Origin of the sequence: Hymenobacter plasmatis (assembly GCF_020711255.1) — a bacterium.
Lineage (GTDB): Bacteria > Bacteroidota > Bacteroidia > Cytophagales > Hymenobacteraceae > Hymenobacter.
In genome coordinates, this window is the sequence record NZ_JAJFAW010000006.1 from 99,637 (window position 1) to 114,294 (window position 14,658).

Consider the following 14,658-nt stretch of genomic DNA (forward strand, 5'->3'; position numbering starts at 1 on the left):
TTATGGCAACTCTGACGCATCAAGAAAGCGCCACGGCTGAACAGCTCGTTGTTACGGATGGCGCCCGTAAAACCTTTATTACCATCATTGTTGCTGGCGTGGTGGTGCTTATCATTGGCATCCTGGCCTCGCTTTTGGGCTGGGGTGAGGAGCATCACGCAGCTGCCGGAGAAGCAGCTGGTCACCTTGGTGCCTCAGCCGGCCACGGTGCCGGCGCATCTGTCCATCATGAAGGTAGCCCGGTTTGGCTGAAGCGTTTGCTGGTGAGCCTGTGGCACAGCAATGTTTTCTTCCTAGGCGTATCGACTATCGGTACCGTGTTCATGGCAATCAACTACGTTGCCTATGCAGGTTGGTCGGTTCTGATTAAGCGAATCTCAGAAGCATTGAGCGCCTGGGTTATTCCCGGTGCTGCTATTATGCTCATCGTGTTCCTCCTGGGGCGTCACGACATCTTCCACTGGACCCACGAGGGTATCATGGATAAGGGTAACCCCAACTATGATGCGATAATTGCTGGTAAAAGTGGATTCCTTAATCTGCCATTCTACCTCATCCGTACCATCATCTACCTCGCCATCTGGGCTTATTTCAGCTACAAGCTGCGTCAGCTTTCGCTGGCCGAAGACCAGTTGGGCGGCACCGTTTGGTTTCACAAGAGCATCAATGCTTCGGCGTTGTTCTTGGTCCTGTACGCTGTAACATCTTCTATGTCGGCTTGGGACTGGGTAATGTCGGTTGACACGCACTGGTTCAGCACAATGTTTGGCTGGTATGTATTTGCATCGTGGTGGGTATCGGGCATCGCTGCCATTGCTCTAACCGCAATTTACTTGAAACAAGCAGGCTACTTGAGGGCTTTAACATCAAACCATTTGCACGACTTGGGCAAACTGATGTTCGGCTTCAGCATTTTCTGGACCTACGTATGGTTTGCACAGTTCATGCTGATATGGTACGCCAACTTGCCCGAGGAAGCAGTGTACTATAACCAGCGTCTTGGAGGCTTTGAAGGTCGCTACACTGGAATGTTCTTCTTCAACCTCGTCATCAACTTTGTGTTCCCTTTCTTGGGCTTGATGACACGGGATGCAAAGCGCCAAATGATTATCATGAAAATCGTTTGCATTGCCATCCTAATTGGGCATTGGTCAGACTTTTATTTGATGTTAATGCCGGGCACTTTGAAGGGTGAAAACGGGTTCCTGATTGAGATTGGCGTTGCTGCTATTTTCCTTGGCGCTTTCCTGATTCTTTTCACGCGTCGTCTGGCATCTGCCTCGCTTGTCCCGGTTAATCATCCTTTCCTGGACGAGAGCATCCACCACACTACCTAAGATTTTAGTATGAAGTATTGAGTATTAAGTCTATCATTAGACTATTTCTCAATACTCAATACTTAGTACTTAATACTAAAAACTCAATGACGGCTCTTACTATTTTGTTGGTGTTGGTGTTGCTGCTGGTCGTATTCGGCCTGTTGTTTCGCTTACAGATTCTGACTTCTATTTTTTCGGGCACTTTTACCCGGGATATTGGCATGAGCAATAGCGTTAACGCTATTTTGATGTTGGTATTCTTAGTGGTGGGTGGTGCTTGGTTTGCCTATTCATTTGTTGAAAATTTCAACAAGATGAACCCGCCCATTGCCTCGGTGCATGGCCACCAGATGGAGCGGATGTTTTGGATTACAATGGCGGTAATCGGAGTAGCCTTTGCTATCACGCAAACACTGCTCTTCGTTTACTCTTATAAGTACCAGCATAAAGAAGGTCGCCGTGCTTACTTCTTTGCGCACAACAACAAAATTGAGGTAATCTGGACGGTGATTCCTGCCATTGTAATGGCAGCGCTGATTTTCGCTGGCTGGAAAGCTTGGACTCGCATTACTGGTCCTGCTCCTAAGAATTCGGTGGTCGTTGAAGTAATGGGCAAGCAGTTTAACTGGTTGGTTCGTTACCCCGGCCGCGATATGAAGCTGGGCGTAGTGAATTACCGCATGATTGACGCCGTGAACGAATTTGGCTTCGACCTGAGCGATAAGTCAGCTTTGGATGACTTCACTACGAATGAAATTCACGTGCCTAAGGGCGTACCCGTTCTAATTAAGATTCGGTCGCGCGATGTACTGCACGCTGTGTATATGCCGCAGTTCCGCGTGCAGATGTATGCGGTACCAGGCATGCCTACTCGTTTCTGGTTTACGCCTACTACTACTACCGACGAGATGCGCGCCCGTTTGGGTAACCCCAAATTCAACTATGAGTTGGCCTGCAATCAGGTATGTGGCGGTAGCCACTTCGCAATGAAAGCTACCATCATTGTGGATGAGCCGGACGATTACCAAAACTGGTACGCTGCGCAACAATCTTTCTCGCAGAAAAACCCCGAAGTGCTGGCGGCTTTGAAACAGAAACCGAAATCACTGGTTTCCCAAACAGTTGACCCTACCGAAGCCAAAGAAGTAGCACCTGCACCCTTGGCTGCTTCTTACTAATCACTCTACACTAACGGTATCCCTATATGTCAGACATGGCAGCCAAACCCAATTTTTCGCCAAGCGTGCAAGCGCAAGGCGGTATTGGTACCGCACCGGTGCCCGCCACGGAGCATGGCGACCACCTGCACCACGATGACCACGAGCACCATGACCAACACTGGCTGTGGAAATACGTGTTCAGCCAAGACCACAAGCAGATTGCTAAGCAGTTCCTGATTACGGGTATGTTCTGGGCCATCTTAGGTGGCACTTTGTCAAGCTTGTTCCGTTTGCAGTTGGGCTGGCCAGAAGGCTCAATGGAGTGGCTGACGCCTTTCCTGGGCAAGTGGATTCAAGCGGGTAAACTAAATCCGGAGTTCTATCTGGCTCTGGTGACGATGCACGGCACCATCATGGTGTTCTTCGTCCTCACCGCTGGCCTAAGCGGCACGTTCTCCAACTTCCTGATTCCGCTGCAGGTTGGTGCCCGTGACATGGCGTCGGGCTTCATGAACATGCTCTCGTACTGGTTTTTCTTCCTGTCGAGTGTTATCATGTTCTCGTCTCTATTTATTGAGACTGGTCCGGCTTCGGCTGGTTGGACAATTTATCCACCACTAAGCGCATTGCCCCAGGCAATTCCCGGCTCAGGAGCTGGTATGACCCTTTGGTTGGTGAGCATGGCCTTCTTCATTGTTTCGCAGCTTTTGGGCGGTGTAAACTACGTGACTACGGTAATCAACATGCGTACGCGTGGCATGAGCATGAGCAAGCTGCCGCTCACCATCTGGGCTTTCTTCCTGACGGCTATTCTAGGTATCCTGTCGTTCCCGGTGCTGTTCTCGGCAGCTTTGCTGTTGATTTTTGACCGCTCGTTTGGTACCTCGTTCTTCCTTTCTGACATCTACATTGCTGGGCAGGCGTTGAGCAACCAAGGCGGTTCGCCGGTATTGTTCCAGCACTTGTTCTGGTTCTTGGGCCACCCCGAGGTATACATTGTAATCATGCCAGCCATGGGCATGGTATCGGAAGTACTGGCTACGAATGCACGTAAGCCCATCTTCGGTTACCGCGCCATGATTGGCTCACTGATTGGCATTTCGTTGCTGTCGTTCGTTGTGTGGGCTCACCACATGTTCGTAACGGGCATGAACCCCTTCCTTGGTTCGGTCTTCATGTTCCTGACGCTGATTATCGCCGTTCCATCAGGCGTGAAAGTGTTTAACTGGCTGGCCACGCTCTGGCGCGGTAACATCCGCTTCACGGCGGCCATGCTGTTCGCTATTGGCTTTGTGTCGCTGTTTATCTCGGGTGGTTTGACGGGTATCATTCTCGGCAACGCAACGCTGGACATTCAGATGCACAACACCTACTTCGTGGTAGCTCACTTCCACTTGGTAATGGGGAGCTCGGCATTCTTTGGCTTGTTTGCCGGCGTGTACCACTGGTTCCCCAAGATGTTTGGTCGCATGATGGACGAGAAGTTAGGCTACATCCACTTCTGGTTGACGTTCGTGGGTGTATACCTCGTGTTTATGCCGATGCACTATGTTGGTATCGCTGGCTTCCCCCGTCGTTACTACGCTTGGACTGGTTTTGATGCTTTCTCGCAATTCGCTGATATGAACAAGTTCATCTCGATTGCAGCTATCATCGCCTTCTTAGGTCAGTTCATCTTCATTTTTAACTTCTTCTACAGCATCTTCCGCGGCCGTCGTGCCACCCAGAACCCCTGGAACTCGACCACGCTGGAATGGACGGCTCCTATCGAGCCCGGCCACGGCAACTGGCCTGGTGAGATTCCAGCTGTATACCGCTGGCCCTACGACTACAGCAAGCCTGGTGCAGAGCTGGATTTCATCCCGCAGAACGTGCCTTACTCGCAAACGCAGTCATCGAACCTGCCCTACGAGCAGGACATGGCCGAGTAGATTGATAGATTCACAACGTCCGAAAACGGGCCGCCTGACCGGCGGCCCGTTTTTGTTTGGTTAAACTCAACTGAACAATAGAGTGACTGACCGGGACAAATAGGCGGAAAAGAGTGTTTAAATGGCAATGAATAGTTTACAAATAAGCCCTGCAGCGCGACGTTTCCGCTTTGTGGGAATTTTGACGGTAATAGCCGTATACCTCCTGATTCTAGTTGGTGGTATTGTGCGCAGCACCGGGAGCGGAATGGGCTGTCCGGATTGGCCCAAGTGCTTTGGTAGTTGGGTTCCGCCTACGGAGGCCAGCCAGTTGCCTGCCAATTACAAAGAGATATACACTGCGCAGCGGGTAGCTAAGAACCAGAAGCTGGCCCGAACTCTTCAACGAATGGGTTTTGCCCAAGTGGCTGGCAGCATCTTCGCCCACCCCACGCAATATATTGAAACGGACTTCAACCCCGTGAAAACGTGGATTGAGTACGTGAACCGATTGCTGGGAGCATTGATTGGTGTATTCGTATTCCTAACGGTAGTATTTGCCTTACCCTACTGGCGGCGTGAGCGGACCATTTTTTGGTTGGCCTTTACTTCGTTTTTGCTGACTGGCGTGCAGGGTTATTTGGGCTCCCTTGTGGTTTCTACCAACTTGCTGCCGGTGATGGTGACCGTTCACATGGCCTTGGCGCTGGTGATTGTGGCTTTGCTGCTATATGCGGTAGACCGGGCCCAATCGCGCATCGAAACCCGAGCTAAATTGTCGTCGAATCATGTAGAAGATAATTCAGCTCAATCTTATCTGAAGAAGCCCAGCGTCGGCCTGCAGCGGAGTATATGGGCTGCGCTTCTGCTTACGTTCTGGCAGATTATGCTAGGTACGCAAGTGCGGGAACAGGTGGACATCGTTTCGGCGGCGGCGGGGTACCTGGGCCGGGAGGGCTGGGTGGAAAAGTTGGGCAGTGTGTTCAGCACTCACCGCACGGTTTCTGCGCTGGTGTTGCTCCTGAATGTTTACGTTGGGTATGAGTTGTGGCAATTGGGACAGCTGCGCCTGCGGCAGTTGGTGATGGCAACCTTGGGAATTATTGGGCTGGAAATTCTGGCCGGTATCGTTTTGGCGTCTTATGCGCTGCCTGCTTCGGTGCAGCCGGTACATCTCACGCTGGCTACGGTTTTGTTTGGCGTTCAGTTTTTGACGCTATTAGCAGTGGCTCGGGGGCGAAAAACCCAGCAAACAGTTGCTCCCTCGGATGCCTCCCGGCACGTTGTTGCGTAACTTTGCGGCCCCGTTTGGGCATGGCTCCATTGCTTGGGCCCAAAACGACGAAATTATCACCCGTATTAATGGTTAAGGCCCGCGCCTATTTTCAGCTGCTCAAGTTCCGGCTTTCGCTCACGGTTGCGTTTTCCAGCGCTATCGGGTACATGCTCGGGGCGCATGAGTTGAGCTGGAGTAGGGCCTTGCTCGTGATGCTGGGAGGGCTGCTGGTAACGGGTTCGGCCAACATCATCAACCAAATCCACGAACGGGAACTTGACAAGCTGATGACGCGAACCGCCAAACGGCCGCTGCCTCTGGGCATCGTTTCGCCGGCCGAGGCATGGGTTTTCTGCGTGCTGCTGGGAATTGCTGGGCTGGGCTTATTGGCGTATTGCTTCAATCCGCTCACCGCAGCCCTATCGCTGCTGTCATTAATCCTGTACGGCTTCATCTACACACCGCTCAAGACGATTTCGCCCATTTGTGTGGCCGTAGGCGCTATTCCCGGTGGTTTACCTCCCTTGATTGGGTGGGTAGCCGCCACTGGGTATATCGGGGTAGAGGCGTGGGTGCTGTTTGGTATTCAGTTTATGTGGCAGTTTCCCCATTTCTGGGCCATTGCCTGGGTCGCCGACGACGACTACAAACGGGCGGGCTTTAAAATGCTGCCGGCTCCCGGCAACCGGGACATGCGGACTGCGTTCCAGATAATGACTTACACGCTGCTGCTGATTCCGCTCAGCCTATTGCCGCTGGAATTCAATATCTCGGGACGGATTTCTGCGCTGGTTGCAGTGGTGTGCGGCGTGTTATTCCTGCTGCTCACGGTGCAGCTCATGCGGACGCAGTCGCGTAAGGCGGCGCTGCGCATCATGTTTGCCTCTATTATGTATTTGCCCATCGTGCAAATCGCCCTAGTGCTGGACAAAATATAGCTGTTCGTTGTTGTAAATGAGTGCTCGCCGCGGCGGGTAATTACCCATTTTTATCAATAATCTGCGTCGGCGCGAGCGGGCGTTTTTCTCAATATGAATCCTTCGGAAACTTTATCAGAAAAAGAAGTTGGGCTGGGTTGGCACCCCAAGCGTGTGCTGCTCGTACTGCTCATTTTTAGCATTGTAATGATGTTTGCAGCTTTTACCAGCGGCTACATTGTGCGGCGCGACGAGGGCAACTGGCGCGAGTTTGACCTGCCGGCCTCACTACTGCTTAACTCCATTATTATTGCCTTGAGCAGCGCCAGCATGCAGTGGGCCTACTTTTCGGCGCGCAAAGATGAAATTGGCCGAGTGAAAACCGGCCTGGGCATCACCCTGGCGTTGGGGCTGGCCTTCTTGGTTGGACAGTACTTCAGCTTCGGCGATTTGGTGGCCGGCAACACCTACTTTGGCGGTGCCGATGCCAATCCTTCGGGTTCTTTCGTATACGTTTTGATGGGCGTACACGCTTTTCACCTAGTGACGGGCCTTATTTTTCTGGCCGTCGTGCTGAAGCGGGTCCTTAATTATCAGGTGCATTCGCGTGCCATGCTCTCCATTGGCAATGCTACCTTATACTGGCACTTCCTGGGCGGGCTTTGGCTGTACCTGTATTTGTTCTTACTTTTGAACCACTAAAACTGACGTTACGCTGTCCGCTATGGCCCAACCGACCACTTTGCAGCCGCCCGCTGCTTCCGCTACCCAAGACGCCCCGCGCACCGGCAACTGGGACGGCGGCAACGAACCTTTCAAGGCGAGCTACGGCAAGCTGATGATGTGGTTCTTCCTGCTTTCTGACGCATTCACCTTTGCTGCTTTCCTCACCACCTATGGCATGATTCGCCATAAGCACGAGGTATTTACCGGCGAGGCCAAGGACTTTGTCTTCAATTCGCGCTGGTGGCCTATTCCGGACCACGTGTTCAATGCCTTCCCCGGCATGGGCCATGCCAACGTGCCCCTGGGCTTTGTGGCCTTGATGACGATGATTCTGATTCTGAGCTCCGTGACGATGGTACTGGCCGTAGAGGCTGGCCACCGCATGGACAAGAGTGATGTGCAGAAGTGGTTGCTGTGGACCATCCTTTTTGGTAGCACCTTCCTGCTTAGCCAGGCGTGGGAGTGGAGCCACTTCATTCACGGCACCGAGGCCGGCACGCGCATGGCCGATGGTACGGTCTTTCACGGCGCAAACTTGTCGGTAAACCAGTATGGTCCGGTGCTTTTTGCTGACCTGTTCTTCTTCATCACCGGTTTCCATGGCACCCACGTTTTCTCAGGCGTATGCCTCCTGATTTGGTGCTTTATCGCTACCACCAACGGCACCTTCCACAAGCGTGGCCACTACGAGATGATTGAGAAAATCGGCTTGTACTGGCACTTTGTAGACCTGGTGTGGGTATTTGTGTTTACGTTCTTCTACCTCGTTTAAAAGTGAATGGGCGAACGGGCAGCTGAGTGAATAGCAATATCCTCAGCCCCCTGTTCTCTGCAATCTCACTCATTCACTCTTTCATTATTCACAGATTATGGCTGCTCACGCAACTACTGAAGAAACCCACACCGGGGAAATTGCCAAGCCAAACACCGCTTGGATTTGGCGAGTTTTTGGCATTCTGGTTGGCATCACGGCCGTTGAGTTCGTGTTTGTGTTCCTGATGCACCCAAGCACGTTGCGCAACAGCATTTTCATTGTGCTTACCATTTTCAAGGCTTTCTTCATTGTTGGAGAATTTATGCACTTGAAGCACGAGACGAAAGGCCTGATTTGGACCATCCTCGTACCGGTGGCCTTGCTGATTTGGCTGCTCGTAGCCCTAATTACAGAAGGCTCGTTCATCGGCGAAGTCCTGCAAAACATGTTCAAATAGCGCATGCGGCCCCGCCAAACTTTGTTGCTGGGGCTGCTGCTGCTGTTGCCTGTACTGGCTTTCCTGTTCCTTTTTCGCTTCGGTACAAACCGTTACGCGCTGCCTACTTACTTGCCCGACCGCGTGGATTCCACGCAGGTTGGCGGTAAGTGGCAGCGCGATACTGTTTTCCACCAAATTGAGCCGTTTCAGTTGCCAGCCTCTTCGGGCCGGGTAGTAAGCAGCCAGGAGTTGGGCAAAGGGCTATACATCGCCCAGTTCTTTGCGGATGACGCGGCCAGTGGGCAAGTGGCCCGCCAGCTGCTGCGCGTGCAGGAGAAGTTCCGGCACGAGCCGCGAGTGAAGCTGGTTACGTTCGTGTTGAACCGCGACGCATCCAATACGGCCAGTCTCTCGAAGCTGGCGGAGCAATATGGCACTATTGCCGGCAAGTGGTTTTTTCTGGCCGGCCCTCCCGACACGCTCAAGCGCCTCACGCTGCAGGAGTTTCGGCTCACGGCTGACCCCAAGCGCATGCCCGGTGCCGTGTATACTGCCAACATCCCCGTGGGCCGGCTGTTATTGATTGACAATCAGCGCCGGGTGCGCGGTATCTACGATGGCACCGACGGCCGCGAAATAGACCGATTACTGACGGAGGTTACCGTGCAGCTTTACGATTATGAACACCCCCACTGAACAATTGCACCCTCCGGTGCTGGCTCCTGGCGACTACACGCGCTACAAAATCATCCTCGGTACGCTGGGAGTAGTGGTACCGCTTTTGGTTGCAGTGCTGTTTTCCTTCCCTGACCTATTCCGCATTCCCGGAGCAGAGGTAAAGTTTCTGCCGGCGGTAAATGCGGTCCTGAACTCGCTGACGGCTATCTGCCTGCTGGCGGGCTATTATTTCATTCGCCAAAAGCAGGTACTGCGCCACCGCGCCATGATGGGCACTGCCTTTGCCTTGGGTGGCTTGTTCCTGCTGTCGTACGTGGCCTACCACTCGCAGGTGGCTAGCACGCACTTTGGCGGCGTGGGCGCTGTGCGCTACGCTTACTTTTTCCTGCTGCTAACGCATATCTGCCTAGCGGTGGTAACGGTAGCTTTGGTGCTGTTCACGCTGTATTTTGCCCTCACCGGGCAATACACCAAGCACAAGGCCATTGCGCGCTGGACTTTCCCCATCTGGCTGTATGTATCCGTGACGGGCGTCATCGTTTATTTCATGATTTCGCCGTATTATACCTAAACCTATTTCATAGCGGCAGCGCCTTCCACTTATCGGAAACTTTGCCTCAATCCTTGTGTTCTCTTATTATGAAAAAGACCTTTTTCGCTTCGACCTTCGCCTTGCTGCTGGGCATGTTGCTGAGCCTGGCTCCATTGGCGGCTGGTGCGCAGTGCGTGATGTGTAAGTCGCAGGTAGAATCGGCGCGGCAAGAGCGTGACGACTACGATGTATCGGGCCTCAACAAAGGCATCGTGTACATGATGTCGGTGCCGTACATCCTCATGGGTGCGGTGGGCTATTTCTGGTACCGGCGCACGCACCCCAAGGCGGCCAAGAAGTAAGTGGCCACGCCTCCTTCCTCACTGCTGGCGCTGCTGGCATTGCGGTGCCCGCGCTGTCATCAAGGCAAGTTGTTTACGCATTCGGCGTTGAATCTTACCAAGTTCGATGAAATGCCGGAGGCATGCCCGGTTTGCGGTCAGGCATTTGAGCCGGAGGTGGGGTTTTATTGGGGAGCCATGTACATCAGCTACGGCTTTTCAACTTTTATAGTGGCCATTGTGGGTGTGCTGCTGTACTTTTTGGGCCATGACCCGGATGTGTGGGTGTATGTGGTGGCCGTGGCTGCTGCCGTGCTGGCGTTTACGCCGTTGATGTTTCGCTACGCTCGGGCGGTCATGCTCTATGCTTTTGGTGGGGCTAGCTTCGACCCTCGTTATGCCAAAGCCTAAAGCCCCCGGGCAGCGGCTTGGCCCAAGAAAGTGATGCCGCCCCGGGGTGGCATTTTTTGTTGGGCTTGGATTTTGTAGGGGCATGCTAAGGCGGAGGTAATGCTTCGCTAGCTCAATTATTGTGGAAGCGAAATAATCCGCCGTTTCTTCGGTTTTATTTTGCTGCCTTTCCGGGGTTTATGACCCCTAGACTTTGGTTGGGCTGAATTTTTTCTGCATTCTTCTCACAACCCTCGCAAATCTGTGGTTCAACTTCCTGAGTGGCGGCGTTTGCCCTGGCTGTTGCTGCTGGCGGCGGCGCTGTGTTTTGTGGGAGGCTACCTGGCCAGCCGCTATGCCCTGGCGCCGGGAGTAGTGCAGCGCACCGACATCGCGCGCTTGCAGCAGGTGGTGCTCCAGGCCGAGCTCACGGCCCGCCGCGAGACCGATTCGGTGGCGGCAGAGCTGCCCCGAGGCAACTACAGCTTCCAAAAGCTGCTGGCACAAACCACCTACCCCACCTGTGTGCTGGAAAACGGCGAGCTGCGCTACTGGTCCGATGCCACCCTGCGGCCCGAAGCCGAAGTCAGCAGCCTGGTCGAACGGCTAATCGAGACGCCGGTGGGGCATTTCCTGCTGCTGCCGCGCATGGCGGGTCGGTTTCTGATACTTACTTATCTGCCGCTGGAGCGGCATTATGGCATCAGCAACCGCTACCTGCGGGAAGGGGGGGAGCAGGCGCTGTTCCGGGGGCTCGACCTGCAAGTAGTGGCCGACAGCACCGCTAATAACGGCGCTCAGTTCCGGGCGGCCGACGGCCACTATGTCTTTTCCATCAAGCGGCTGCAGCCCAATCCGCTCACGGGGCAGTATGTGCCGCTGGCTTTGCTGGGCCTGGGCAGCTTGCTGTACGCCGCGGGGTGGCTGCTGCTGGCCCTGCGCTTGTGGCGGGCCCGGCGGCTGGGGGCTGCTGTCGCGGCTGTGGTGCTGCCGCTCGCGGTGCTGCGTTTCGCCTTGCTGAATTTGGGCCTTCCGTACTCATTTATTGAATTGCCCTTGTTTGACCCGCGGATGTACGCGGCGTCGTGGTGGGCTCCGTCGTTGGGCGACTTGCTGCTGGATGCGCTGCTGGCTCTGCTAGTGGCCGCGGGGGGCATGGTGCTGTGGATTAAGCTACGAGTAATCGAGCGGGTGCGCGCTCCGCGTGCGCTTGAGGGGCAGGCATTAGCCGCGGTTCTCGTAGGCGCAGGATTCGCCTTATGGCTGGTGTTGCTGTTTGAGTATTACACCACGGCGTTTGGCAGCCCCCAGCTTAGTCTGGACGTGACCCGTAACCTGCAGATATCGGGCTTTTGGGTGGTGCTGGCCCTCTCGGTAACGCTGCATACCGCGGCGTGGCTAGTGGGCTTTTTTGGGCTGACGCAACTGGCCGGGGCGTTGTTGCAGCACGTGCCCCGGCGGGTACTGCTACTTGGGCCGGGCCTGGCGGCCGTGCCCGTGCTGGGCGTGGGGCTGGTTTTTGGGCTGCCGTGGGTGTTGCTGGTGGGGGTATTGCTGCTGTTTGCTTGCCTAGTACGCGCGGTGGGGATGCGCGCCAAGCCCACCACCGGCAGCTACCAGGCCTCGGTGCTGATTGTGCTGCTCCTGGCGCTGGCCTCGGCTACCGGGGCGCTGGCGCTGTACGCACACTTCGAGAGCCAGCTATTGGTAGACAAGCAGCGCCTGGCTAATAATTTGCTGATTGATAATGATTTGCAGGGCGAGTACTTGCTGGGCGAGCGAATGCGGGAAATTGCCCGCGACCCGTTTGTTCGGCGGTCGTTGACGGCGGCGTTCGGGCGGCCGGAAACCGTGCGCCAGCGCATTGCGCGCCAGTACCTGAGCGACTATTTCGACAAATACGAGAGCAACATCATTCTCTACGACGAGGCCGGGCAGCCGCTGGGTATGCCCCCGGGCACGCCCAGCTTTGTCGAGGCACGCGCGGCTCTGGAGCGCGTTGCCACGCCCACCGACCAGCGCGGTGTGTACCTGGTGCACTCGGGCAACCCCTTCAGCACACGGCGCTACGTGGCCCAAATCATGGTGCCCGGCACACGGGTTAGCGGGTTTGGCCCGGCCCTGGGCGCGGTGCGGGTGGAACTCACCCTTAAAAAGCTCACCTCCTACAGCGTACTGCCCGAACTGCTGGTGGACCAAAAGTTCTTTCAGCCCAGCTTGGCCACCGACCTGAGCTACGCGGGCTACACCAGGGGGCGGCTGGTGTACAGCGAGGGCGATTTCGATTACGCCAACCACTTGCCCGTGGGCTTGCTGGCCGAACCGCGCCTCTACCAAGGGGGCGTGACCCGCCACGGCTTCCACCACTATGCCGTGCACGGCTCGCTGGACCGCACGGTGGTGGTGACCTCGGCCACGTATTCGCCGGGCGACTGGCTGGCCAATTTCTCCTTCCAGTTTCTGCTCTCCACGTTTTTCTGGCTGCTGGTGGGTAGCCTGGTCCTGCTGCTGCGGGGGCGCGCGGCCATGCGGCTCCGGCTCAATTTCAGTGCCCGCATCCAGCTGCTGCTGAACGTGGGCATTGTGTTGCCGCTGCTGGTGGTAAGCATCGCCACAGCCAGCCAGCTCATTGCGTCTTACCAGCGCGACCTGGCCCGCACCTACGAGCGGCGTGGGCAACTGGCTCTGGAAAGCCTGCGCCGCCAGCGCCACCTGCTCTCGGACAGCACGGCCCGCCCCACGCTGGCCGCGCTGGCCAAAAACGTGGCCGCGCTCACCGAAACCGACCTCAACCTCTATGACGTGCACGGCGAGCTGCTAGCCAGCAGCCAGCCCTTGATTTTTGAGGCTGGCCTACTGGGACCCTTGCTCAACCCGCAGGCCGTGGTGTCCTTGCGCGAGCAGAACCACCCACGGGCCCTGCTCACCGAGAAAGCGGGTTCGCTGTCGTTCAATGCCTTATACCTGCCGGTGCGGGCCGGGGTGGGCGAGGAGGTAGTAGCTGACTTAGGCGGCCACGTCATTGGCCCCCAGCGCCGGAGCCGGGCTCCCAAGCCCGCGGCGCCTGCCAGGGCGGTTTCGCCGCTGCAGAGTGATTTGGATGGAGCTGCGGCCGACGATACGGCCCTGCCCACCGGCCCCATTCTGGGCTACATCGGCATTCCGTTTTTCGATTCCGAGAAAGAGCTGAATACCAAGCTTACGGAGCTGTTCACGACTATTCTCAACATCTTCACACTGATGTTTCTGCTGTTTTTGGGGTTGGCTTTTGTGGCCGCGCGCCACCTCACGGCGCCCCTCAAACTCATCACCGAAAAGCTGACCCAAACCACCCTCACCGGCCAAAACGAGTTTCTGGACTACCGCAGCTCCGACGATGAAATTGGGCTGCTGGTGCGCGAGTACAACACCATGCTCACCAAGCTGGAAGCCAGCAAGCGAGAGCTGGCCGCCCAGGAAAAAGAAGCCGCCTGGCGCGAAATGGCCCGGCAGGTAGCCCACGAAATCAAGAACCCGCTCACGCCCATGAAGCTGAGCCTGCAGTTTCTGCAAAAAGCCATTACCGAGCGCCGGCCCAACGCCGAGGAGCTGATTGGCCGCATTTCCCAAACCCTCATCACGCAGATTGACGTGCTGAGCGACATTGCCACGTCCTTCAGCACCTTTACCAACCTGCCCGCCATGCGCCCCGAGCGACTCGATGTGGCCGCCGTGCTGCGCCGCTGCGCCGCCCTACACCAGCCCGATACCAACGACGGCGCGCTGGACCTGCACCTGCCACCGGACGCCGGAACCGGCCGCTACGTGGTATTTGCCGATGAAAATCTGCTAGTGCGCACCTTCAACAATCTGCTGATAAATGCCCGCCAGGCGGTGCCCGAGGGCCGCGAGCCCCACATTGGGGTGTCGCTCACGGCGGCCGAGGCCGGGACGGTGCGCGTGGCAATTTGCGACAACGGCGCGGGCATTCCCGAGGACGTTCGCGAAAAAGTATTCGTGCCGAACTTCACGACCAAGGAAACGGGGTCGGGCATTGGGCTGGCGGTGGCCAAGCGCGGGATTGAGAGCGCCGGGGGGCGCGTCTGGTTTGAAACGAAAGTGGGGGAGGGCACCGTGTTTTATATTGAATTGCCGCTGGCCGGGTAAGGCCACTAGCCGGGCGGCCCGCGCAACGGCACGAAACCACCCGCCCCCGTCGTTACCTGCCAACCCCGAC

13 protein-coding genes are annotated in these 14,658 nt (G+C 56.0%); all 13 read left to right on the top strand.

The window, feature by feature from the left end:
- Positions 1-2 precede the first annotated feature (2 nt).
- The 13 genes from LJ738_RS06175 (at position 3) to LJ738_RS06235 (ending at position 14,588) form a co-directional block, all read left to right on the top strand.
- The gene (locus LJ738_RS06175) at positions 3-1,337 is read left to right on the top strand and encodes a quinol:cytochrome C oxidoreductase (protein ID WP_227785436.1); all 1,335 of its coding nucleotides are present in this window, start codon (positions 3-5) and stop codon (positions 1,335-1,337) included.
- 86 nt (positions 1,338-1,423) lie between these two features.
- Positions 1,424-2,497, top strand: a complete 1,074-nt coding sequence (locus LJ738_RS06180) for a cytochrome c oxidase subunit II (protein WP_227785437.1) — start codon at positions 1,424-1,426, stop codon at positions 2,495-2,497.
- 35 nt (positions 2,498-2,532) lie between these two features.
- Positions 2,533-4,410, top strand: coding sequence for a cytochrome c oxidase subunit I (locus LJ738_RS06185; RefSeq protein WP_227785438.1), 1,878 nt, complete (start codon positions 2,533-2,535; stop codon positions 4,408-4,410).
- Positions 4,411-4,537: 127 nt separating this feature from the next.
- On the top strand, positions 4,538-5,683 hold the full coding sequence (locus LJ738_RS06190; protein WP_227785439.1) for a COX15/CtaA family protein: 1,146 nt from the start codon (positions 4,538-4,540) through the stop codon (positions 5,681-5,683).
- A gap of 68 nt (positions 5,684-5,751) precedes the next feature.
- Positions 5,752-6,603 carry a heme o synthase gene (gene cyoE, locus LJ738_RS06195; protein ID WP_227785440.1) on the top strand — a complete coding sequence of 284 codons (852 nt, stop codon included), beginning with the start codon at positions 5,752-5,754 and terminating at the stop codon, positions 6,601-6,603.
- Between the two features lie 93 nt (positions 6,604-6,696).
- Entirely contained in the window at positions 6,697-7,284 is a 588-nt protein-coding gene (locus LJ738_RS06200) for a cytochrome c oxidase subunit 3 (protein ID WP_227785441.1), read from the top strand.
- 22 nt (positions 7,285-7,306) lie between these two features.
- Positions 7,307-8,080 (top strand): cytochrome c oxidase subunit 3, encoded by a 774-nt coding sequence (locus tag LJ738_RS06205; protein WP_227785442.1) that lies wholly within the window; start codon positions 7,307-7,309, stop codon positions 8,078-8,080.
- A 97-nt stretch (positions 8,081-8,177) separates the two neighbouring features.
- Entirely contained in the window at positions 8,178-8,519 is a 342-nt protein-coding gene (locus tag LJ738_RS06210) for a cytochrome C oxidase subunit IV family protein (protein ID WP_227785443.1), read from the top strand.
- Between the two features lie 3 nt (positions 8,520-8,522).
- Positions 8,523-9,197, top strand: a complete 675-nt coding sequence (locus LJ738_RS06215) for a thioredoxin domain-containing protein (protein WP_227785444.1) — start codon at positions 8,523-8,525, stop codon at positions 9,195-9,197.
- Positions 9,181-9,750 carry a DUF420 domain-containing protein gene (locus LJ738_RS06220; RefSeq protein WP_227785445.1) on the top strand — a complete coding sequence of 190 codons (570 nt, stop codon included), beginning with the start codon at positions 9,181-9,183 and terminating at the stop codon, positions 9,748-9,750. Before LJ738_RS06215 ends, LJ738_RS06220 begins: the two co-directional genes overlap by 17 nt.
- A gap of 68 nt (positions 9,751-9,818) precedes the next feature.
- On the top strand, positions 9,819-10,073 hold the full coding sequence (locus tag LJ738_RS06225) for a hypothetical protein (RefSeq protein WP_227785446.1): 255 nt from the start codon (positions 9,819-9,821) through the stop codon (positions 10,071-10,073).
- Positions 10,074-10,463 (top strand): DUF983 domain-containing protein, encoded by a 390-nt coding sequence (locus tag LJ738_RS06230; RefSeq protein WP_227785447.1) that lies wholly within the window; start codon positions 10,074-10,076, stop codon positions 10,461-10,463.
- A gap of 243 nt (positions 10,464-10,706) precedes the next feature.
- Positions 10,707-14,588, top strand: a complete 3,882-nt coding sequence (locus tag LJ738_RS06235; RefSeq protein WP_227785448.1) for an ATP-binding protein — start codon at positions 10,707-10,709, stop codon at positions 14,586-14,588.
- The last annotated feature ends 70 nt before the right edge of the window (positions 14,589-14,658 follow it).

Excerpts from the sequence above, each read along its gene's own strand:
- LJ738_RS06185 (WP_227785438.1), top strand. The coding sequence starts at position 2,533 with ATGGCAGCCAAACCCAATTTTTCGCCAAGCGTGCAAGCGCAAGGCGGT.
- LJ738_RS06225 (WP_227785446.1), top strand. The coding sequence starts at position 9,819 with ATGAAAAAGACCTTTTTCGCTTCGACCTTCGCCTTGCTGCTGGGCATG.
- LJ738_RS06180 (WP_227785437.1), top strand. The coding sequence starts at position 1,424 with ATGACGGCTCTTACTATTTTGTTGGTGTTGGTGTTGCTGCTGGTCGTA.
- LJ738_RS06210 (WP_227785443.1), top strand. The coding sequence starts at position 8,178 with ATGGCTGCTCACGCAACTACTGAAGAAACCCACACCGGGGAAATTGCC.
- LJ738_RS06175 (WP_227785436.1), top strand. The coding sequence starts at position 3 with ATGGCAACTCTGACGCATCAAGAAAGCGCCACGGCTGAACAGCTCGTT.
- cyoE (WP_227785440.1), top strand. The coding sequence starts at position 5,752 with ATGGTTAAGGCCCGCGCCTATTTTCAGCTGCTCAAGTTCCGGCTTTCG.
- LJ738_RS06190 (WP_227785439.1), top strand. The coding sequence starts at position 4,538 with ATGAATAGTTTACAAATAAGCCCTGCAGCGCGACGTTTCCGCTTTGTG.
- LJ738_RS06220 (WP_227785445.1), top strand. The coding sequence starts at position 9,181 with ATGAACACCCCCACTGAACAATTGCACCCTCCGGTGCTGGCTCCTGGC.
- LJ738_RS06200 (WP_227785441.1), top strand. The coding sequence starts at position 6,697 with ATGAATCCTTCGGAAACTTTATCAGAAAAAGAAGTTGGGCTGGGTTGG.
- LJ738_RS06215 (WP_227785444.1), top strand. The coding sequence starts at position 8,523 with ATGCGGCCCCGCCAAACTTTGTTGCTGGGGCTGCTGCTGCTGTTGCCT.
- LJ738_RS06205 (WP_227785442.1), top strand. The coding sequence starts at position 7,307 with ATGGCCCAACCGACCACTTTGCAGCCGCCCGCTGCTTCCGCTACCCAA.